Below are 19,344 nucleotides of genomic sequence, written 5' to 3' on the forward strand. Positions count from 1 at the left end.
GGCTGGACGCATGAATACGCTGCGGGGCTTCGTGGACGGTCTTCCTGAGTGGGACCGCTGCGCGGTCATGGGCGTGGTCAACGTCACGCCGGACTCCTTCTCCGACGGCGGGCAGTGGTTCGACCCGGAGCTGGCCGTCAAGCACGGCCTGGACCTCGTCGCGTCCGGCGCGGACATCGTGGACGTCGGCGGGGAGTCGACGCGGCCCGGGGCGGCCCGGGTCTCGGAGGACGAGGAGCTGCGCCGGGTGATCCCGGTGGTGCGGGAGCTGGCCGCCGCGGGCGTCCTGGTCAGCGTGGACACGATGCGGGCGGCGGTCGCCGAGCAGGCGGTCGCGGCCGGCGCGCGGCTGGTCAACGACGTGAGCGGCGGCGGCGCCGACCCCGCGATGATCCCGGTGGTGGCCGCCGCGCGGGTGCCGTTCGTCGTCATGCACTGGCGCGGGCAGAGCATCGACATGAACAACCGGGCGGTCTACGGGGACGTCGTCGCCGAGGTCGTCGCCGAGCTGCGCGAGGGGTGCGAGCGGGCGGTCGCCGGCGGCATCGACCCGGCGCGGATCATCGTCGACCCCGGCCTGGGCTTCGCCAAGAACGCCGAGCACGACCTCGCGCTGATGGCGCACCTCGGCCGGCTGCGCGAGCTGGGCAGCCCGCTGCTGGTGGCCGCGTCCCGCAAGCGGTTCCTGGGGCGGGTGCTGGCCGGAACGGCCGGGGACCCGCCACCGGCCAGGGAGCGCGACGCGGCGACCGCCGCCGTCTCGGCCATCGCCGCCCGCGAGGGCGCCTGGGCGGTGCGGGTGCACGAGGTGCACGCCAGCGCCGACGCGGTCCGGGTCTCGCGGGCCATCGAGGGCGCCGCGCGCACGGACGGTGCCGCGTGAGCCCTCGTACGGCGGAGGCCGCGCAGGTCGAGGAGGCGAACCAGGCGTTCTACGACGCGGTCGAGACCTCGGACCTGGACGCGCTGGAGGAGATCGTCCTGACCGGCCCGCTGGCCGAGACGGTCTCCGTGGTGCACCCGGGGTGGCCGGTGCTGCGCGGGCGCGGCGAGGTGATGCGCTCCTACGCGCTCATCATGGCGAACACCGAGTACATCCAGTTCTTCCTTACCGACGTCGAGGTCGCGGTCGACGGCGACACGGCGCTGGTCACCTGCACCGAGAACATCCTGACCGGGGGACCGGCCGAGGAGGACGGCTCGGCCGGCTCGCTGGTCGGGGCCCTGGTCGTCTCCACCAATGTGTTCCGCCGCACACCGGAGGGGTGGCGGCTGTGGGTGCACCACGGCTCGCCGGTGCTCGCCGACGGGGACGACGACGAGGACGCCGCCCCGGGCCCCGGCGCCTGAACCACACCGCCGCACCACCCCGCGTTCACCCGCCCCGCACGGAATTGAGCCGCGTCGGCGACCTGGTCACCCGTTCGCGCCAAGAATCCGCGTGCTGATGGGTAGCGGTCCGGCTCGTGGGTAAAGGGCCGGAGTCCGGCCGCCCTGACCTGGGCCGGACCGGCCCCGGACAACCCGTCGGCACGTGCTGTCGGTGGTCGCGGGTAGATTCGATTCCGGGCGGGCCCGTACACATGGCGGGACCCTGCCCGTCCGTCCGAACCATCAGCAGGAGTGATCTCGTGGATCGTGTCACGCTGCGCGGCCTCAAGGCCCGCGGTAACCACGGCGTGTTTCCCAGGGAGCGCGAGGAGGGCCAGACGTTCGTCGTGGACCTGGTGCTCGGCCTGGACACGGCTCCTGCCGCGGCCGGGGACGACCTCACCAAGACCGTCCACTACGGCGTGGTGGCCGAAGAGGTCGTGGATGTCGTGAAGGGCGAGCCGGTCGACCTGATCGAGACCCTCGCCCAGCGCATCGCCGACCAGTGCCTCAAGCACGAGCAGGTCCAGGAGGTCGAGGTCACGGTGCACAAGCCGGACGCCCCGATCACCGTCCCGTTCGACGACGTGACCATCACCATCACCCGGAGGCGCCCGTGAGTCCCGACCCCACCGTGCAGCCCGTGCACCCGTCCGTGGTGGCGCAGGTCGACGCGGCCGACACGACGCTGCACAACCCCCAGCGGGCCGTGATCGCGCTGGGCAGCAACATGGGCAACCGGCTGGAGACCCTCCAAGGCGCCATCGACGCGCTGGAGGACACCCCGGGCGTGCGCGTCAAGGCGATCTCGCCGGTGTACGAGACCGAGCCGTGGGGCGTCGAGCCCGGCAGCCAGGCCAACTACTTCAACGCGGTGGTGCTGGTGAAGACCACGCTGCCGCCGTCCTCCCTGCTGGAGCGCGGCCAGGCCATCGAGGAGGCGTTCCTGCGGGTGCGCAGCGAGCGCTGGGGCCCGCGCACGATCGACGTCGACATCGTTGCCTACCAGGGCATCGTCTCGGCCGACCCGGACCTGACGCTGCCGCACCCGCGGGCGCACCAGCGGGCCTTCGTCCTCGCGCCCTGGCACGACGTGGACCCGTCGGCGGAGCTCCCGGGCCACGGCGAGGTGGCAGAGTTGCTGGCAGCGGTCGGGAACGCGGGCGTACAGGCCCGCGGTGACGTGGAACTCCGGCTGCCCGAGTAAGCGTTAAGCGGTCGGGCAGGCGGGCACCACCGGTACCGGCCGCCTCACGGGCAGGACGACAACCGGCAGATGAACCATGTGAGGGGCGAACACTCGGTGAAGGCGCTGCGCATCAGAACGCTGCTGGGGCTGTTCGCGGTGGCGGGGGTGCTCTCCTGGGCCGGGGCCAAGCTCTGGGACTCGCTCGGCACGCTGCCGAGCGTCCCCCTGGCCGCGCCCATCGTGCTCGCGCTGATCGCGGTGGTGCTCACGGCGACCGCGCTGTCGCTGCGCACCCGGCTGCGCGCCCAGCGCGACCGGGTCCCCGGAGCCAAGGGCGTCGACCCGCTGCTGGCCGCCCGCGCGGTGGTCTTCGGCCAGGCGAGCGCCCTGGTCGCGGCCCTGGTCGCCGGGATGTACGGCGGCACCGGCGTCTTCCTGCTGCTCTACCAGTGGGACGTGCCGCCCCGCCGGGACCAGGGGGTCTACGCGGCCTTCGCGGTCCTGGCCGGCCTCGCGGTCGTCGCCGCGGCGATCTTCCTGGAGCGGGTCTGCAAGCTCCCCGAAGATCCCGAGGGCACCGCGACCGGTATCTGAGACTCCGTGTTGACCGTCTCGAGGGTGGCGTGATTCAGTCGGCGTTGTGAGTGGTATCGGTCGGCGACTTCACCGGCGAGTGCACCTGGACCTCGTCCGGTACGCGGGTTGCGTGTGTCCGGGTTCACGTTGAACCCCGCCGTCCAGCTCACCTCCGCGCCGTAGCCCGCCGCCCCGTCCCCTCCCGGACCGCGCGACGCCGTGCCGGCGCCTCCTTCCAGGGTGGTCCCCGTTGTCCGCACCAGCGCTTGTCTCCGTGTCCCCTGCCGCGATCCCGGCCCTCGCACCAACGGTCGCCCCGACCGTCTCCGCCGCCGCGGCTCCCGTCGAGGCTCCGCACCCCGCCGCGCCCACGGCGGCCGAGCTGCTCGACTTCGCCCGCTCCGTCGCCGCCGACCCGCAGAAGGTCGCGCAGCTCGAACTCGACCCGCTGGACCGCACCTGGATCCGGCTGGAGGGGCCCGGCGGCGCCGAGGCCTGGCTGCTGGGCTGGCCGCCCGGCACCGAGACCGGCTGGCACGACCACGGGGGCTCGTACGGGGCCTTCGTGACCGCGGGCGGCGAGCTGACCGAGGAGTCCCTGGCGGTGCCGCTGCCGTCCGAGGGCTGGAAGTCCCTCGAACTGGCGGAGGGACTGGACAGGACCCGCGCGCTGCCGGCCGGCAAGGGCCGCGCCTTCGGCCGCAACCATGTGCACCAGGTCGTCAACCGCTCCACCGAGCGGCACGCCATCTCGGTGCACGCCTACTACCCGCCCCTTCCGCTGATCCGCCGCTACCTCCGCGACGACCGCACCCTGCGGCTCGACGTCGTGGAACACCCGGAGACCTGGTGACCCAGCCCGCCGCCCCCGCTGCCCGCAGCATCGACGACCACCTCGCCCGCGTCAGGACCCGGCTGGAGCGCCTCGACGCGCCGGCCGCCGCGAAGGCGGCCGCGGCCGGCGCCGTCCTGGTCGACATCCGCTACGCCGCGCTGCGCGACCGGGACGGCCTCATTCCGGGCGCGCTCGTCGTGGAGCGCAACGAACTGGAGTGGCGGCTCGACCCGCTCGGCGACTTCAAGCTCCCCGAGGCGACCGACCACGACCTGACGGTCGTGGTGATCTGCAACGAGGGGTACGCCAGCAGCCTCGCCGCGGCCTCGCTGCAGGACCTGGGCCTGCACCGCGCCACCGACCTCGACGGCGGCTTCCAGGCGTGGCGCGCGGCGGGGCTCCCGGTGACCCCGCCGGACGCGCCCCCGCAGGAGCCGGAAGGCGCCTAGCCGGCCCGCTCGATCGACTCGATCGTGACGTCGGCGCGGTCCGCGCCGTGCGCGTCCGCGTCGATCGAGCGGCGCAGCGCCTCGTGCAGCCGGGCCGGCGTCAGGACGCCGAGGAAGTGGTCGCCGTCGACGACGGCGATCCACCCCGCGTCGTACTGCAGCATCGCGCTGAACGCCTGCTTGAGCGTCGCGCCGATCGGCACCCACGCCTCCATGCGCCGGGCGTGGTCGCGGACCGTGGAGCCCTTGCCGAGCAGCGAGTCGACGGTGATCCAGCCGTGCAGCGCGCCGCCCGCGTCCAGGACGACCGCCCAGCGGGAGCCCTCCTTGCGCATCCGCGCGGCGGCGGTCTCCACCGGGTCGTCGAGCCGCACGGTGGGCGGCTGCTCCAGGTCCGCGGCCTCGATCTCCGTCACCGACAGCCGCTTGAGGCCCCGGTCGGCACCGACGAAGTCGGCCACGTACGGCGTGGCGGGCGCGCCCAGCACGGTGGCGGGCGTGTCGAACTGCTCGACGCGGCCCTCCCCGTAGACGGCGATGCGGTCGCCGAGCCGGACCGCCTCCTCGATGTCGTGCGTCACGAAGAGAACGGTCTTGCGGACGGTGGCCTGCAGCCTCAGGAACTCCGACTGCAACCGCTCGCGCACCACGGGGTCGACGGCGCCGAAGGGCTCGTCCATCAGCAGCACCGGCGGATCCGCGGCCAGCGCGCGCGCCACCCCGACGCGCTGCCGCTGGCCGCCGGAGAGCTGGTCGGGGTAGCGGTCGCCGTAGACGGACGGGTCGAGGCCGACCAGGTCCAGCAGCTCGGCGGCGCGCTCGCGGGCCTTGCCGCGCTTCCAGCCCAGCAGCGCCGGCACGGTCGCGGTGTTCTCCAGCACGCTCTTGTGCGGGAACAGGCCGACCTGCTGGATGACGTAGCCGATCCGGCGGCGCAGCTTCACCGGGTCGATGGCGGCGATGTCCTCGCCCTCCACCAGGATCCGGCCCGAGCTCGGCTCGATGAGCCGGTTGACCATCTTCATGGTCGTCGTCTTGCCGCAGCCGGACGGCCCCACCAGTGTGACCAGCTCGCCTTCCGCGACCTCGAACGACAGGTCGTCGACGGCGATCGTGCCGTCCGGGTACCGCTTGGTGACGTTCTCGAATCGGATCATCGGTGCCTGGAATCCTCACTGACGGGTTCTCAAGACCGTACTCTCCCCGACTTTCGGCCGTGAATTGTGGCGGGAGTATTGCAGCTGCATGGCGGACCGGCCGGATTGTCACAGGTGCCGGATAGGGTCGGGCCACGCGGCGACCACGAGGCTGTCGCAGGCCGGACGGCGGACCGGACGGCCGGCGGAATGTCGGGCGAGTGCACGGACCGGAGCGGGGGAGGTGAGGGGCATGGCGAAGCGGAACTGTCTGGTTTCCAACGACTGGATCTGCGGTGAATACCTGCGCACCCGCAGTCACGAGCTGGCCGATGCCACCGTCCAGCACCTGTGGATCACGGCGGTGTCGGTGGCCCTCGGGCTGCTCATCGCGTTCCCGGTGGCCCTGGTCGCGCGGCGCTGGCGGTTCCTGGCGGGCCCCGTGCTCGGCCTGTCGACCGTCCTGTACACGGTGCCGTCGCTGGCCATGTTCTCGCTGCTGCTGCCGGTCTTCGGTATCTCGCCCGCGGTCGTCGTGACCGGTCTGGTGCTCTACTCCCTGACGATCCTGGTGCGCAACATCATGGCCGGGCTGGAGTCCGTGCCGGAGGACGTCAGAGAGGCCGCCCGCGGCATGGGGTACGGCCCGCTGCGGCTGCTGTTCGCCGTGGAGCTGCCGCTGTCGCTGCCCGCGCTGATGGCCGGCCTGCGGATCGCCACGGTGTCGACGGTGGCCCTGACCACGGTCGGCGCCATCATCAACTACGGCGGCCTCGGCAACCTGATCTACACCGGGATCGACACGATCTTCAAGGCGCAGGTGCTCACCGCCTCGGTGATCTGCGTGGTCATCGCCATCGCGGCCGACGTCCTGCTGCTGGGTGTGCAGTGGCTGCTCACCCCGTGGGCGCGGAGCAGGAAGGCGGCCTGATGGACGCGGTATCCGGAGCCTGGGACTGGCTGAACGACAGCGCCAACTGGCACGGCACGGACGGGGTCTGGCACCGGCTGGGCGAGCACCTGTACTTCACCGTCGTCTGCCTGGCGCTGGCCTGCCTGATCGCGCTGCCGATCGCGATCGTGCTGGGCCACCTCGGCAAGGGCGGCGGCCTCGCGGTGAACATCTCCAACGTGGGCCGCGCGGTGCCCACGTTCGCCATCCTCGTCCTGCTGATGTTCGCGATGGGCTCGGACAGCGACTGGCCGACCATCATCGCGCTGGTGCTCTTCGCCGTGCCGCCGCTGATGACCAACGCCTACGTCGGCATGCGCGAGGCCGACCGCGATGTCGTCGAGGCCGCCCGCGGCATGGGGATGACCGGCGGCCAGCTGATGTTCCGCATCGAGCTGCCGCTGGCCTTCCCGCTGATCTGGACGGGCGTGCGCTCCGCGGCGGTGCAGGTGGTCGCCACCGCGACCATCGCCGCCATGGCGGGCGGCGGCGGCCTCGGCCGGATCATCACAGCCGGCTTCAACCGGCAGATCACCGCGCAGGTGGTGGCCGGCGCGGTCCTGGTGGCAGGACTGGCGCTGCTGATCGAGGGAATCTTCATCGCGTTGCAGTGGTTGCTCGACCCGATGCGGCGCCGTCGCCGCCCCCGGTCCGGCAGCGTCGTCCCCGCCTCGACCCCCGCGACCTCCGCGACACCCTGATCGTCATGACGTTTCGTGCCCTTTGGATGGAGAACCGATGAACCCGACGCTGCGCGTCACGATGGTGGCCGCTGCCGCCGCACTGCTCCTCACCGGCGTCACCGGCTGCGGTGGCGACAGCCTGGAGAAGGGGTCCGACAAGAGCGCCTCCCCGTCGTCCGGCGAGAAGAAGGGCTCCCTGGTGATCGGCTCCGCCGGGTTCACCGAGAGCACGGTGCTCGCCGAGCTGTACGCGCGGGTCCTCAAGGACGCCGGCTACTCCACCTCGGTGCAGACGCTGAAGAACCGCGAGCTCTACGAACCTGCGCTGGAGAAGGGGCAGATCGACATCGTCCCCGAGTACGCGGCGACGCTCGCCGAGTACTTCAACACCAAGCAGAACGGCCCCAAGGCCGCCCCGGTGGCCTCCGCCGACGTGGTGGCCACGGTGAAGGCGCTCAGAGGGTTCGCCGAGCCCAAGGGCCTGAAGGTCCTCGACGCCGGCCCCGCCATCGACCAGAACGCCTTCGCGGTCAACAAGGACTTCGCCACCGAGCACAAGCTGAAGACCCTCAGCGACCTCGGCGCCGCCAAGGTCCCGGTCAAGCTGGCCGCCGGTGACGAGTGCCCGGACCGGCCCTTCTGCTCGCCGGGCCTGAAGTCCAAGTACGGCATCAACATCACCGGCATCGACCCCAAGGGCGTCGGCACCGTGCAGTCCAAGCAGGCCGTCAAGGACGGCACCGACCAGCTGGTGCTGACCACGACCACGGACGCCACGCTCGACCAGTTCAACCTGGTGCTGCTGACGGACGACAAGGGGCTGCAGAACGCGGACAACCTGCTCCCGGTGGTGAACGCGAAGGAGGCCGGCTCGGCCGACATCGCCACCGTCCTCGGCAAGCTCACCCAGGCGCTCACGACCGCCGACCTCACCGACCTCAACGCGAAGGTCGACGCGGAGCGCCAGAAGCCGGCCGACGTCGCCGCCGCGTACCTGAAGTCGAAGGGTCTGATCCAGGGCTGACGGGCTCCGCGGGCCCGGCGCGACCGGGTCCGCGGGCCAGGTCCGACCGGGTCCGCGCCCGGGTCCGCCCGCCGCGACCCGTAACGGGTTCGACCGGATACGGGGGCATCCGCGACGTCGCCGCGCCCACGCATGGTGTCGGTCCGGATGCCCTCCGTGTCCGTCGCCCCCGCGAAGCCGGGGAGAGCGCGCTAAATCGGGCCCCGTGGCCCCACGCGTCTCATTCGCACGCTAGTTTCGAGCCATGCCACGAGGACGCCACCGCCATTCACCCCCACTGCACCGGCTGCTGCCCCCGCTGACGCTGGCCGGGTCAGCGGCGGCCTGTGTCGCCGCCGCCTGGATCAGCTCCGATCCGATGGTGCTGCGCGCGGTCGTCGCCGCGGCCGCGGTGGCCGCCTGCGGCGGTGCGGTCATGGCGCGCACGTGGGACCGGGCCGCCGGCCGCCGCGTCGCCGACCTCACCACCGCCCGCGCCCGTGACGAATGGCACGCCGACGAGCGCATAGCCGAGCTCGAGACGGACCTCGAGGAGTCCCGCGAGCTGCGCGTGCGCCTGGACACCAAGCTCAGCGCCAAGCGCGGCGAGCTGGCCCGGCTGCGCACCGAACACGCCGATCTGCTCCGCCGCTACGCCACCGCCGAGAGCGAGCGCGCCCGCGCCCTCGAAGGCCGCCGCCAGCTCGCGCTGGAGGCCGCCAAGGCCCCGCTGGCCATCGCCGCCTCGCTCGTCGGCCCGGCCGCCTACAAGAAGGCGGACGAGGCGCTGCTGAACCTCAACCGCAATGCCGCCCGCCAGCAGGCCCTGCGTACCGTCGAGGAGGCCAGGCGCCGCGACGCCGCGGCCGCCGGCGGCACCGGCGACCGCGACGACGAGCCCCAGGGGCGGCACGCGGCGGCCGAGCCCGCGGAGCCCGCCGAGCCGACGCACACCCGCACGGAGTCCGAGGCCCCCCGCGCCACCTCCACCGGCGGCCTGCCGGTCCGCGAGCACCGGCTGGTGCCCGCCGTGGCCGCCGCCGTCCTGCCCTACGCGCAGCCGCACCGGGGCGGATCGGCCAGCCGGGCGCTCGGCGGGTTCGACTTCTTCGGCACCCAGAAGCCCGGCGCGCACGAGGACCTCGCGGACGTCGTCGGCGAGGAGGCGTACGCGGAGCACGAGGCGCAGCTGGCGGCCGAGGCGCGGGCGGCGGAGGTCATCGACCTCACCGAGCACGACGAGACCGAGCAGATCGACGTCAGCGGCCTGCGCGCGCACTCCTCCTGAGGCGCGGGCCGGCCGGCCGCGTGCCGGCTACTTGTCGACGTCTCCGACGACGAAGAACATCGAGCCCAGGATCGCCACCATGTCCGCGATGAGCGTCCCGGGCAGCAGCACCGTCAGCGCCTGGATGTTGTTGTACGACGCCGAGCGCAGCTTGAGCCGGTACGGGGTCTTCTCGCCCTTGGAGACCAGGTAGTAGCCGTTGAGCCCCAGCGGGTTCTCGGTCCAGGCGTACGTGTGCCCCTCCGGCGCCTTCAGCACCTTCGGCAGCCGCTGGTTGATCGGGCCCTGCGGCAGCTCGCCGAGCCGGTCGAGGCAGGCGTCGGCCAGGTCCAGCGCGTTGTGGGTCTGCGCGAGCAGCACCTCGAAGCGGGCCAGGCAGTCGCCCTCGGTGCGGGTGACGACCTTCAGGGTGTCCTGCAGCTCCCCGTAGGCCAGGTACGGCTCGTCGCGGCGCAGGTCGAAGTCGACGCCCGACGCGCGGGCGATCGGCCCGCTGACGCCGAATCCGTGCACCGCCTCCGCCGACAGCGTGCCGACCCCGCGGGTGCGGCCGCGGAAGATCTCGTTGCCGAGCACCAGGTCGTCGAAGCGGTCCATCCGTGACCTGACCTGCGCGACGGCGTGCCGGGCGCGGCCGAGCCAGCCGTTCGGCAGGTCCTCCTTGAGGCCGCCGACCCGGTTGAACATGTAGTGCATCCGGCCGCCGGAGATCTCCTCCATGACGTTCTGCAGTTCCTCGCGCTCCCGGAACGCGTAGAACACCGCGGTGATGCCGCCCAGCTCCAGCGGGTACGAGCCGAGGAACATCAGGTGGTTGAGCACCCGGTTCAGCTCGGCGAGCAGGGTGCGGGTCCACACCGCGCGCTCGGGGACCTCCATGCCGAGCATCCGCTCGACGGCCATCACGACGCCCAGCTCGTTGGAGAACGCCGACAGCCAGTCGTGGCGGTTGGCCAGCATGATGATCTGGCGGTAGTCGCGCGCCTCGAACAACTTCTCCGCGCCGCGGTGCATGTAGCCGACGACGGGCTCCGCCGTGGTGATCCGCTCGCCGTCCAGCACGATCCGCAACCGCAGCACTCCGTGCGTGGAGGGGTGCTGGGGGCCGATGTTCAGCACCATGTCGGTGCCCTCGGCCTGGCCGCCGATGCCGATCGTGGTCTCCGTCATGGACGGCATTCTGTCAGTCGCCGCTCCGGTTCCGCTGGGGGGCGGCCGATCTCCGTCACGCCGGCAGCAGGCCGCGGCAGGCGTCGCCGACGGGGGTCGCGAGCCAGCGGAAGGCGCCGAGGCCGCCGGGGTCGGTCAGCTCCGCGGCCTCGCCCGCGGCGGCCAGGGCGCGCAGGTAGCCGCGGGGGTCGGTGGAGGCCAGGGCGAGCGGCGGGCGGGCCCCGGAGACGCCCAGGGCGCGCAGGGCGGCGCGCTGGGTGAGGAGGGGCGCGCCGCCGCCGGCGGCGTCCAGCGCCACGTGCGAGGTGAGGTCGCAGGAGCCGTCCGGCACCGGCGGCACCTCGCGGCCGTCGCGGAAGCCGGTGAGCGTGCCGTACGGGGGCCGCGCGGCCCGTTCGTGGGCGTAGTCGACGGCGACGGCGAGCCCGGCGTCCAGGCAGCCGGCGGCCGCCGCCCAGGCGGCGTCGCGGGGGAGCCCGATCTCGGCGCGGGCGCCGGGCGCCCCCTCGATCGGCCACCAGCGCCGCAGCCAGGCCGCGTCCCCGGCGCTCAGCGGCCCGCCGGGGCGCTCCCGGCCGTCGGAGGGGCGGACGAGGACGTAGCGCGGCTCGCCCGACCCGTCGGTCTCGGCGATGTCGACGGGGACGTTGTCGAGCCACTCGTTGGCGAACAGCAGCCCCCGCACGCCCCGCGGCGGGGTGCCGGTCCAGCGGACGCGGGCGTCGAGCCCGGCGGGGCGCGCGGAGCGCTCGACGGCGTACGGCACGACACGCGCGGCCGTTCCGTCCGGCAGGGCGTCGAGGACCCCGGTCAGCAGCTCGCCGGAGCCTGCGCCGACGTCGACGAGCGCCAGCGCGTCGGGCCGGCCCAGCGCCGTGTCCACCCGCACCAGCAGTTCCGCGACGGCCCGCGCGAAGAGCGGGGAGGCATGCACGGAGGTCCGGAAGTGCGCGGCGGGCCGTTCGCGGACGAAGAAGCCCCCGGGCCCGTAGAGGGCGCGTTCCGTCGCGTCCCGCCAGCCGGTCCAGGCGGGGCTCTCCCGGTCGCCGTCGTCCTCGGTCACGGGACCACCGTAGGCCGTGCCGCGGGATGCCGGGGGAACGTGCGTCCTGTCACAGCGGAACCGGAACGACCTGGGGATGCGTCGAAGGCCAGAGCGGGCAGTCCCTCGACACGGGTAGGGTTTCGTGGGTCAAACATGTCCGCCCGCGACGCCGCGGCAGCGAGAGCGCAGGCCCTGTGACCGCGCCGCGGACTCATCGATCATGAGCCATGGGTGCACCGCGCCGCGATGGGCATGTGCCATTAGGGAGTGAACAGCGGATGACGGCCGGCAACAACGGCGCCTCTGAGAACGACGACCCCTTCGCGTACCTCTACCGCTCGGAAGGCGGTGAGGGCGACGCCTCGGGGTCGGCCCCGGACGGCGCGACGGTGGCACAGCCGGGCGTGCCACGCACGTCGTACAACCAGGTCCAGCGGGTCGGCGAGCGCCGTCCGCCGCAGCAGGGCGGCTACGGCTACCCGCAGCAGCAGCAGCCGCAGCAGCACCAGCAGCCGGGTCACGACCAGGGCCGCGGGCAGCAGCAGCCCCAGGGGCCGCAGAACACCCAGCAGACGCAGCAGACCCAGCACGCGCCGCACGGCGGCGGCAGCGGCGGCGGGTCGCAGGGCCCGAACCGCAAGGGGCTGCTCATCGGCGCCATCGCGGTGGTCGTGGCGGTCGCCATCGGCATCGGCTTCGCGATGACGGGCGGCGACGGCAAGAAGGACGACGCGAAGGACCAGCCGACCACCGCGCCGGCCACCAGCGCCCCGGCCACCCCGAGCCCGTCCGCCAGCACCCCCGAGAAGTTCGCGTCGAAGGTCGTGGACGCCTCCACGCTGTCGCTGTCCGGCAGCGCCGCGCAGTCCACCGCGCAGCCGGGCGCCAAGGCCGCGGGCGGCACGTCCGTGGGCGGCTTCACCCCCGGCGCGAGCGCCGCGTACACCTTCGAGGTACCGAAGGACGGCACGTACACGCTGTTCATCAGCTTCGGCAACGTCGGTGAGGACGCCGGTCTCACGCTCAGCGAGAACGGCAAGCTCCGCACCAACCCGGTCAACATGCGCAACTACATGAAGACCGCCGACTGGACGAAGGCGTGGGCCACCACCTACGTGTGGGTGGATCTCAAGAAGGGCTCCAACACCCTCGCCCTCACCTGCGCGCCGGGCAACAAGTGCGGCGTCAACCTCGACCAGGTGTGGATGAAGGAAGGCCAGGTCAAGAAGTAGCGCGCGGGGCACGAAGCGCGTTACGGGGCGGCCCGCCCGGTTCGGGGCGGACCGCCTGCGGGAAGCCCCCCTCAGGGGCCGCAGCGGGCCTCTGCGGGCCCTGGCGGCCTGTGGAGGGCCGGACCCTCAGCGGAGCCGTACGGGCCTCAGGAGGGCCGGACGATCCACTCGCCCTTGCGCATCACGCCGACCAGGTCGTACGAGGCGTCGAGCACCACCAGGTCCGCGTCCTTGCCGACCTCCAGCGACCCGATGCGGTCGTACTGGCCGAGCAGCCGCGCCGGGTTCGCCGAGATGGCCCGCACCGTGTCGGACAGCGACAGCCGGTCGATGGTGACGGCGCGCTTGAAGGCGGTGTCCAGGGTGAGGGTGGAGCCCGCGATGGAGCCGTTCTCCACCAGCCGGGCGACCCCGTCCTTGACCTCGACGGCCATCGGGCCCAGGTCGTAGTGACCGTCCCCGAAGCCCGCCGCGTCCATCGCGTCGGTGATGAACGCGACCCGGTCCGCGCCCGCGCTGCCGAAGGCGAGCTCCAGCACGGCGGGGTGCAGGTGCGTGCCGTCGTTGATCAGCTCGACGGTGACCCGCTCGTCCTCCAGCAGCGCCGCGATCGGGCCGGGCGCGCGGTGGTTGAGCGTGGGCATGGCGTTGAACAGGTGCGTGGCGACGGTCGCGCCCGCCTCGATGGCCTCGATCGTCTGCTCGTACGTCGCGTCGGTGTGGCCGATGGCGGCGATCACGCCGTTCTCGACCAGCAGCCGCACCGAGTCGAGTCCGCCGGGCAGTTCGGTGGCGAGGGTGACCATCTTCGCCGTGCCGCGGGCGGCGTCGACGAGCTTGCGGACCTCGGCGGGGTCCGGGTCGCGCAGCAGCGACTCCATGTGCGCGCCTTTGCGGCACGGCGAGATGAACGGGCCCTCGAAGTGGATGCCGGCCAGGTCGCCCTGCTCGACGAGCTCGGACAGCAGCGCCGCGCGCTGGGCCAGCACGTCCATCTCGCCGGTGACGGTCGACGCGACCACGGTCGTCGTGCCGTGCTCGCGGTGGGTGCGGACGCCGGTGAGGATCTCCTCCGGGGTCCCGGACGTGAAGGACGCCCCGCCGCCGCCGTGGTTGTGGATGTCGACGAAGCCGGGGACGACGATATGGCCGCTGAGGTCGAGCGAGCCCGCCTCGGCGGACTCGTCGGCCACGATCCGGCCGCCGTCGACGGTCACCCGGCCGTTCTCCACCACGCCTGACGGCAGCACCACACGGGCACCGGTCAACACCGTGCGCTGCGTTGTCGTTACGGGGGCCATCAGGCGGTTACCTCCACGGAGAGAAGATCCCAGGCGAGCAGACCCGCGCCCAGGCATCCTGCGGTGTCCCCGAGGGCGGCGGGGACGATGAGCGGGAGCTTCTGGAACGTGATGCGCTCCTCGACGGCCGCGCGGAGCGGGCCGAAGAGTGTGTCCCCAGCTTCGGCCAGACCGCCGCCGATGATGAGGACCCGCGGGTCCAGAAGAGTGATGCCGGTGACCAGGCCGTCGGCGAGCGCCTCGATCGCCTCGCGCCACACGGTCAGCGCGCGCGGGTCGCCGGACTCGACGGCCTTGGCGCAGTCGGCCGCGTCGGCCTCGGGGTCGCCGCTGGCGGCCGCCCAGGCGCGGGAGACCGCGGAGGCGGAGGCCAGCATCTCCAGGCAGCCGCGCTGCCCGCAGCCGCACAGCGGGCCGCCCGGCCGGACGACGATGTGGCCGATCTCGCCGGCGGCGTCGTGCGCGCCCGCCTCGATGCGGCCCTCGATGCCGATGGCGCCCGCGATGCCGGTGCCCAGCGGGAGGAAGAAGAACCGGTCGGCGCCGTTGCCCGCCCCGATGCGGCCCTCGGCGAGACCGCCGGTGCGCACGTCGTGCCCGAGCGCGACGGGGACGCCGCCGAGCCGCTCGGAGACCAGCGCGCGCAGCGGCAGGTCGCGCCAGCCGAGGTTGGCGGCGTAGACGGCGATGCCGGCCGCGGCGTCCACGATCCCGGGCACGGCGACGCCGGCCGCGGCGGCGGGTTCGCCGTACTCGCGGAGCCCGTGGTCCCGCAGATCGGCGGCGAAGCCGAGGATGGTGGCGACCACGGCCTCCGGGCCGCGTTCGCGTCCGGTCGGACGGCGGGCTTCGTGCAGAAGCGTGCCGTCCTCCCCGACCAGGGCGGCCTTCATTCCTGTACCGCCCACATCGAGCGCGATGACGTGTCTCACGCAGGACAGTGTCCCCTCTACACAAGGAAAGGTCTAGTCCACTTACGCCATGAAGATCACCGTTCGGGAGGGAGTGAATCGCCGGGTCTGCGGGCTTCCATCCCTTCTGTCCCGACGCTCGGGGAAGGGTGTTGCCGAAGCGAGACAGGCGTGGTGTAGACCTTGGGTGGGCAGCGCGGGCAGACTCGGGCACTTGACGCCCCCGGAAACGTGCGGGGGCGGGCGGATGAAGGCGGTAGGAGAACGGTGCACCGGCGACGACTCCTGGGTACGGCGGCAGCGGGTATCGCGGCGGCGCTGGCTCTGACGACACTCAGTGGATGCGGTGGAAGCAGCGGCCTCGGCGGCGACGTCACGCTGCACATGGTCGCGGCCGACTACGGCACCGACGCGGCCACCAGTTCCAAGAAGTACTGGGACGACCTCGGCCGCGCCTTCGAGGCCAAGAACCCCGGCATCAAGATCGACATCCAGGTGATCGACTGGGACCACGTCGACACCAAGGTCGCGGAGATGGTGGCGGCCGGCAAGGCGCCCGACATAGCCCAGATAGGCTCCTACGCCGCCTACGCGTCCAAGGGCCAGCTGTACGCCGCCGACGAGCTCTTCCCGATCAGCGCGCAGGCCGACTTCATCCCCTCGCTGGCCGCCGCGGGGGAGCAGAACCGCACGCAGTACGGCATCCCCTTCGTCTCCAGCTCCCGGATGTTCTTCTACAACCAGACGCTGTTCGACGACGCGGACATCAAGAAGGCGCCCACCACCTGGGACGACATCGAGGCCGACGCGAAGAAGCTGAAGGCGCACGGCGTCAAGATGCCGTTCGGCCTGCCGCTGGGCCCCGAGGAGCCGCAGGCCGAGTCCCTGATGTGGATGCTCGGCAACCAGGGCTCGTACACCGACACCGTCGGCAGCTACACCATCGACTCGCAGCCGAACGTCGAAGCCTTCCAGTGGCTCAAGGACAAGCTGGTCGCGCCCGGCCTCACCGGCGGCGACCCCGCCAAGACCAACCGCCGCACCGTCTTCGACGCCTTCCTGTCCGGCAAGGCCGGCATGGTCAACGGCCACCCGACGCTGCTCAAGCAGGCGCTGGCCAAGGGCATCAAGGTCAAGGCCGTGCAGATCCCCGGCAAGGGCGGCCGGATCACCGAGACGCTCGGCGTCGCCGACTGGATGATGGCCTTCAAGCAGAACGGCCACCGCGGCGAGATCGGCAAGTTCCTGCAGTTCGCGTACAGCGCCGAGAACTCGATCAAGTTCCTCGACGAGTACGGCCTGCTGCCGGTGACCAACTCGGCCATGCAGGCGATGCGCAAGGACCCGAAGGACAAGGACCTCATCGAGTTCATCGACCTGCTGCCGTCCGCCCAGTTCTACCCTGTGGACAAGACCTCCTGGGGACCGGTCAACGACCAGCTGAAGAAGGTCATCGGCAGCGCCGTGCACGGCGACCCCAAGACGGTCCTCAGCGACCTGCAGCGCTTCGCCGAGACGCAGGACGCCGCGCAGAAGTCGAAGTAGCCCAGGTGGCCCGGCAGCCACGAGTCGACGTCGAGGGGACGCGGGTGGAGAGCGAGAGCGGGGGCCTGACCGCCCAGGACCGGGCCGTCCTCGACCTCGCCGCCCGCACCTGGGCGGGGCCGGGCGCGAAGGAACGGGCGATCCGGGAGCGGCTCGGCATGTCCGCCACTCGCTACTACCAGCTCCTCAACGCGCTCCTCGACGACCCCAGGGCGCTCGCGCACGACCCGGTGACGGTCAACCGCCTGCGCCGGGCGAGGGACGCCCGCCGCGAGTCGCGCTGAGCCGCGCTTCCGTCCGCCTGCCGTGCCCCCTGCACTGGGCGCGCCCCGCCTGGGTAGGGTCAGCGCATGAGCAGTCACCTGCTGACCTCGTCCACGTCCGACGGCAAGGAAGGCCTCGCGGCGTTCCTCGCGAACCCCGAGCGCGCCGTGGTCGCTCTCGACTTCGACGGCACCCTCGCGCCGATCGTCCCCGACCCCGAGAGCGCCCGCGCCCACCCCGGCGCCGCGCCCGCCCTCGCCCGGCTCGCCCCGCACCTCGCGGCGGTCGCGGTGATCACCGGCCGCCCGGCCGGCGTGGCGGTCCGGTACGGCGGCTTCGCCGGCGTGCCGGGGCTGGAGCGGCTCGTCGTGCTCGGCCACTACGGCGCGGAGCGCTGGGACGCGGTCAGCGGTGAGGTGAAGTCCGCGGGCGACCACTCGGGCGTCGAGGCGGTACGGGCCGAGCTGCCGGGCTTCCTCGACGGGATCGGCGCCTGGCGCGGCACGTGGATAGAGGACAAGGGACGCGCGGTCGCCGTCCACACCCGCCGCACCGAGGACCCCGAGGCCGCCTTCGAGGCGCTCCGCGAACCCCTGTCCGAACTCGCCGCCTGCCACGGCCTCATCGTCGAACCCGGCCGCCTCGTCCTCGAACTGCGGCCCCCGGGCATGGACAAGGGCGTCGCCCTCGACGCCTACCTCCGCGAGGTCGACGCCGGCTCGGTGCTCTACGCGGGCGACGACCTCGGCGACCTCGCGGCCTTCGCCGCGGTCGAACGCCTCCGGGGCGAAGGCCTCCCCGGCGTCCTCGTCTGCAGCGGCACCGCCTCCGGCGAGGTCCCCCCGGAACTGGTCTCCCGCTCCGACCTCGTCGTCGACGGCCCGCAGGGCGTCGTGGACCTCCTCAACGCCCTGGCGGACGCACTCGAATCCCGCTGACCGGCCGGCCCGGTCAGCGGGTCAGCGCAGCTCGTCCAGCTGCGCCAGGAACCACTGCGCCGGGGGCAGGGCGGTTGCCGCGGCCGCCAGGCGCTTGGTGCGCTCCGCGCGTTCGTCCTCCGGCATGGTGAGGGCTTCGTGCAGGGCGCGGGCCGTGGAGCGGAGGTCGTAGGGGTTCACGACCAGGGCGTCGTCGCCGAGTTCCTCGTAGGCGCCCGCCTCGCGGGACAGGACCAGGGCGACGCCGTCGTCCGAGACGACCGGGACCTCCTTCGCGACCAGGTTCATGCCGTCGCGGATGGGGTTGACCAGGGCCACGTCGGCGAGGCGGTACGCGGCCAGCGAGCGGGCGAAGTCGTCCTTGACGTGCAGGAGCAGCGGCTGCCAGCCGTCCGTGCCGAACTCCGCGTTGATCTCGTCGGCCACCCGCTGCACCTCGGCGGTGTACTCGCGGTACACCGCGAGGTCGTGGCGCGAGGGGTACGCGAAGGCGATGTGCACGACGCGCTCGTGCCACTCCGGGTGCTCGGTGAGCAGCTGCCGGTAGGCGAGGAAGCCGCGCACGATGTTCTTGGAGAGCTCGGTGCGGTCGACGCGGACGATCGTGCGCCGGCCGTCGCCGACCTCGGAGCGCAGCGCGGCCAGCCGCTCCTCGACGTCGTCCTGGTGTGAGCGCTCCCGCAGGAAGTCGGCGTCGGCACCCAGCCCGTGCACGCCGATCCGCGTGGTGCGGCCCTCGTGGGTGACGGTCAGCTCGCCGGCGTCGTCGCGGCCGACGTCCGCGCCGAGGACGTCGGCGCAGCACGCAGCGAAGGCCTCCGCCCACCGGTGGGTGAGGAACGCGGCGCGGTCCGCGCCGAGGATGCCGGTCAGCAGCTCCGCCCCGATGTCGTCGGGCAGCAGGCGGAAGTAGTCCGGCGGCGCCCACGGGGTGTGCGAGAAGTGCCCGATCCGCAGGTCCGGGCGGCGCTCGCGCAGCAGCGCGGGGGCCAGCGACAGGTGGTAGTCCTGCACCAGGACGGTGGCGCCCTCCGCGGCCTCCTCGGCGAGCGCGTCCGCGAAGGCGGCGTTGTACGTCTCGTAGGACGCCCAGTCCTGCCGGAAGTCCTCGTCGAGGAGGGGTTCCAGGTGGGTCTGGAAGAGCAGGTGGTGGACGAACCACAGCACGGAGTTGGCGATGGAGTTGTACGCGGCGCCGAAGACGTCCGGCTCGATGCCCAGCATGCGCGTCTGCGCGTCGCCCTCGCCGCGGCGGACCGCCTCGCGGTCGCCCTCGCTCATGGCCGCGCACACCCAGACCGCCCCGGCGTCGGGGCCGATGGCGCTGAGCCCGGACACCAGGCCGCCGCCGCCGCGCTTGGCGGTGAGGGTGCCGTCCTCCCCGAGGGTGTACGAGACGGGTCCGCGGTTGGAGGCGACGAGGATCGGGGCTGCGCGATGAGCGACCATGCCGCCA

At 72.8% G+C, this 19,344-nt stretch carries 21 protein-coding genes; 15 read left to right on the forward strand and 6 right to left on the reverse strand.

Annotation, left to right across the window (positions count from 1 at the left end):
* Positions 1-10 precede the first annotated feature (10 nt).
* The 7 genes from folP to ABZ721_RS00350 all read left to right on the forward strand — a co-directional run bounded on the left by folP (position 11) and on the right by ABZ721_RS00350 (position 4,420).
* Positions 11-883, forward strand: a complete 873-nt coding sequence (gene folP, locus ABZ721_RS00320; RefSeq protein ID WP_358786278.1) for a dihydropteroate synthase — start codon at positions 11-13, stop codon at positions 881-883.
* Complete coding sequence (locus tag ABZ721_RS00325; RefSeq protein ID WP_358786279.1) at positions 880-1,350, forward strand: nuclear transport factor 2 family protein; 471 nt, start codon at positions 880-882, stop codon at positions 1,348-1,350. Before folP ends, ABZ721_RS00325 begins: the two co-directional genes overlap by 4 nt.
* Positions 1,351-1,631: 281 nt before the next feature.
* On the forward strand, positions 1,632-1,991 hold the full coding sequence (gene folB, locus ABZ721_RS00330; protein WP_277438758.1) for a dihydroneopterin aldolase: 360 nt from the start codon (positions 1,632-1,634) through the stop codon (positions 1,989-1,991).
* The gene (folK, locus tag ABZ721_RS00335) at positions 1,988-2,578 is read left to right on the forward strand and encodes a 2-amino-4-hydroxy-6-hydroxymethyldihydropteridine diphosphokinase (RefSeq protein WP_358786280.1); all 591 of its coding nucleotides are present in this window, start codon (positions 1,988-1,990) and stop codon (positions 2,576-2,578) included. The genes folB and folK overlap by 4 nt, the downstream gene beginning before the upstream one ends.
* Positions 2,579-2,674: 96 nt before the next feature.
* Positions 2,675-3,154, forward strand: coding sequence for a DUF3180 domain-containing protein (locus ABZ721_RS00340; RefSeq protein ID WP_358786625.1), 480 nt, complete (start codon positions 2,675-2,677; stop codon positions 3,152-3,154).
* A gap of 256 nt (positions 3,155-3,410) precedes the next feature.
* On the forward strand, positions 3,411-3,989 hold the full coding sequence (locus tag ABZ721_RS00345) for a cysteine dioxygenase (protein WP_358786281.1): 579 nt from the start codon (positions 3,411-3,413) through the stop codon (positions 3,987-3,989).
* The gene (locus ABZ721_RS00350) at positions 3,986-4,420 is read left to right on the forward strand and encodes a rhodanese-like domain-containing protein (protein ID WP_358786282.1); all 435 of its coding nucleotides are present in this window, start codon (positions 3,986-3,988) and stop codon (positions 4,418-4,420) included. The genes ABZ721_RS00345 and ABZ721_RS00350 overlap by 4 nt, the downstream gene beginning before the upstream one ends.
* Here the strand turns inward: ABZ721_RS00350 and ABZ721_RS00355 are convergent.
* Positions 4,417-5,577 (reverse strand): betaine/proline/choline family ABC transporter ATP-binding protein, encoded by a 1,161-nt coding sequence (locus ABZ721_RS00355; RefSeq protein WP_358786283.1) that lies wholly within the window; start codon positions 5,575-5,577, stop codon positions 4,417-4,419. The two genes, ABZ721_RS00350 and ABZ721_RS00355, sit on opposite strands and share 4 nt — an antisense overlap.
* A 232-nt stretch (positions 5,578-5,809) precedes the next feature.
* Between ABZ721_RS00355 and ABZ721_RS00360 the strand changes: the two genes are divergently transcribed.
* The 4 genes from ABZ721_RS00360 to ABZ721_RS00375 all read left to right on the forward strand — a co-directional run bounded on the left by ABZ721_RS00360 (position 5,810) and on the right by ABZ721_RS00375 (position 9,482).
* Positions 5,810-6,487: an ABC transporter permease gene (locus ABZ721_RS00360; protein WP_358786284.1), complete on the forward strand. Its 678-nt coding sequence runs from the start codon at positions 5,810-5,812 to the stop codon at positions 6,485-6,487.
* Positions 6,487-7,209: an ABC transporter permease gene (locus ABZ721_RS00365; RefSeq protein ID WP_358786285.1), complete on the forward strand. Its 723-nt coding sequence runs from the start codon at positions 6,487-6,489 to the stop codon at positions 7,207-7,209. The genes ABZ721_RS00360 and ABZ721_RS00365 overlap by 1 nt, the downstream gene beginning before the upstream one ends.
* 61 nt (positions 7,210-7,270) lie before the next feature.
* Entirely contained in the window at positions 7,271-8,215 is a 945-nt protein-coding gene (locus ABZ721_RS00370; protein WP_358786626.1) for an ABC transporter substrate-binding protein, read from the forward strand.
* A 244-nt stretch (positions 8,216-8,459) separates the two neighbouring features.
* Positions 8,460-9,482 carry a hypothetical protein gene (locus ABZ721_RS00375; RefSeq protein WP_358786286.1) on the forward strand — a complete coding sequence of 341 codons (1,023 nt, stop codon included), beginning with the start codon at positions 8,460-8,462 and terminating at the stop codon, positions 9,480-9,482.
* A 27-nt stretch (positions 9,483-9,509) separates the two neighbouring features.
* Here the strand turns inward: ABZ721_RS00375 and ABZ721_RS00380 are convergent, their stop codons facing one another.
* The gene (locus ABZ721_RS00380; RefSeq protein ID WP_358786287.1) at positions 9,510-10,661 is read right to left on the reverse strand and encodes an NADH-quinone oxidoreductase subunit D; all 1,152 of its coding nucleotides are present in this window, start codon (positions 10,659-10,661) and stop codon (positions 9,510-9,512) included.
* 46 nt (positions 10,662-10,707) lie between these two features.
* Entirely contained in the window at positions 10,708-11,715 is a 1,008-nt protein-coding gene (locus ABZ721_RS00385) for an SAM-dependent methyltransferase (RefSeq protein ID WP_358786288.1), read from the reverse strand.
* Between the two features lie 260 nt (positions 11,716-11,975).
* Between ABZ721_RS00385 and ABZ721_RS00390 the strand changes: the two genes are divergently transcribed.
* Positions 11,976-12,929: a carbohydrate-binding protein gene (locus tag ABZ721_RS00390; RefSeq protein WP_358786289.1), complete on the forward strand. Its 954-nt coding sequence runs from the start codon at positions 11,976-11,978 to the stop codon at positions 12,927-12,929.
* A gap of 146 nt (positions 12,930-13,075) precedes the next feature.
* On the opposite strand, the gene nagA is transcribed toward ABZ721_RS00390, so the two are convergent.
* Positions 13,076-14,230, reverse strand: a complete 1,155-nt coding sequence (gene nagA, locus ABZ721_RS00395) for an N-acetylglucosamine-6-phosphate deacetylase (protein ID WP_358786290.1) — start codon at positions 14,228-14,230, stop codon at positions 13,076-13,078.
* Positions 14,230-15,162, reverse strand: a complete 933-nt coding sequence (locus tag ABZ721_RS00400) for an ROK family protein (protein ID WP_358786291.1) — start codon at positions 15,160-15,162, stop codon at positions 14,230-14,232. Before ABZ721_RS00400 ends, nagA begins: the two co-directional genes overlap by 1 nt.
* Positions 15,163-15,408: 246 nt before the next feature.
* Between ABZ721_RS00400 and ABZ721_RS00405 the strand changes: the two genes are divergently transcribed.
* The 3 genes from ABZ721_RS00405 to otsB all read left to right on the forward strand — a co-directional run bounded on the left by ABZ721_RS00405 (position 15,409) and on the right by otsB (position 17,888).
* Entirely contained in the window at positions 15,409-16,686 is a 1,278-nt protein-coding gene (locus ABZ721_RS00405) for an extracellular solute-binding protein (RefSeq protein WP_358786292.1), read from the forward strand.
* A 44-nt stretch (positions 16,687-16,730) separates the two neighbouring features.
* Positions 16,731-16,970, forward strand: a complete 240-nt coding sequence (locus ABZ721_RS00410) for a DUF3263 domain-containing protein (RefSeq protein ID WP_358786293.1) — start codon at positions 16,731-16,733, stop codon at positions 16,968-16,970.
* A 66-nt stretch (positions 16,971-17,036) separates the two neighbouring features.
* Positions 17,037-17,888, forward strand: a complete 852-nt coding sequence (gene otsB, locus ABZ721_RS00415; RefSeq protein ID WP_358786294.1) for a trehalose-phosphatase — start codon at positions 17,037-17,039, stop codon at positions 17,886-17,888.
* 21 nt (positions 17,889-17,909) lie between these two features.
* Here otsB and ABZ721_RS00420 read toward each other — a convergent pair whose 3' ends face one another.
* Positions 17,910-19,337, reverse strand: a complete 1,428-nt coding sequence (locus ABZ721_RS00420; RefSeq protein WP_358786295.1) for a trehalose-6-phosphate synthase — start codon at positions 19,335-19,337, stop codon at positions 17,910-17,912.
* Positions 19,338-19,344 lie beyond the last annotated feature (7 nt).

It is taken from the genome of Streptomyces sp. NPDC006733 (genome assembly GCF_040636125.1).
Taxonomy (GTDB): domain Bacteria; phylum Actinomycetota; class Actinomycetes; order Streptomycetales; family Streptomycetaceae; genus Actinacidiphila.

What these genes read in the sequence shown, in the direction of transcription:
- folP (WP_358786278.1), top strand. Translation starts at nt 11, where the DNA reads ATGAATACGCTGCGGGGCTTCGTGGACGGTCTTCCTGAGTGGGACCGC.
- ABZ721_RS00355 (WP_358786283.1), bottom strand. Translation starts at nt 5,577, where the DNA reads ATGATCCGATTCGAGAACGTCACCAAGCGGTACCCGGACGGCACGATC.
- ABZ721_RS00360 (WP_358786284.1), top strand. Translation starts at nt 5,810, where the DNA reads ATGGCGAAGCGGAACTGTCTGGTTTCCAACGACTGGATCTGCGGTGAA.
- ABZ721_RS00365 (WP_358786285.1), top strand. Translation starts at nt 6,487, where the DNA reads ATGGACGCGGTATCCGGAGCCTGGGACTGGCTGAACGACAGCGCCAAC.
- ABZ721_RS00370 (WP_358786626.1), top strand. Translation starts at nt 7,271, where the DNA reads ATGGTGGCCGCTGCCGCCGCACTGCTCCTCACCGGCGTCACCGGCTGC.
- ABZ721_RS00375 (WP_358786286.1), top strand. Translation starts at nt 8,460, where the DNA reads ATGCCACGAGGACGCCACCGCCATTCACCCCCACTGCACCGGCTGCTG.
- ABZ721_RS00380 (WP_358786287.1), bottom strand. Translation starts at nt 10,661, where the DNA reads ATGCCGTCCATGACGGAGACCACGATCGGCATCGGCGGCCAGGCCGAG.
- ABZ721_RS00390 (WP_358786289.1), top strand. Translation starts at nt 11,976, where the DNA reads ATGACGGCCGGCAACAACGGCGCCTCTGAGAACGACGACCCCTTCGCG.
- nagA (WP_358786290.1), bottom strand. Translation starts at nt 14,230, where the DNA reads ATGGCCCCCGTAACGACAACGCAGCGCACGGTGTTGACCGGTGCCCGT.
- otsB (WP_358786294.1), top strand. Translation starts at nt 17,037, where the DNA reads ATGAGCAGTCACCTGCTGACCTCGTCCACGTCCGACGGCAAGGAAGGC.
- ABZ721_RS00420 (WP_358786295.1), bottom strand. Translation starts at nt 19,337, where the DNA reads ATGGTCGCTCATCGCGCAGCCCCGATCCTCGTCGCCTCCAACCGCGGA.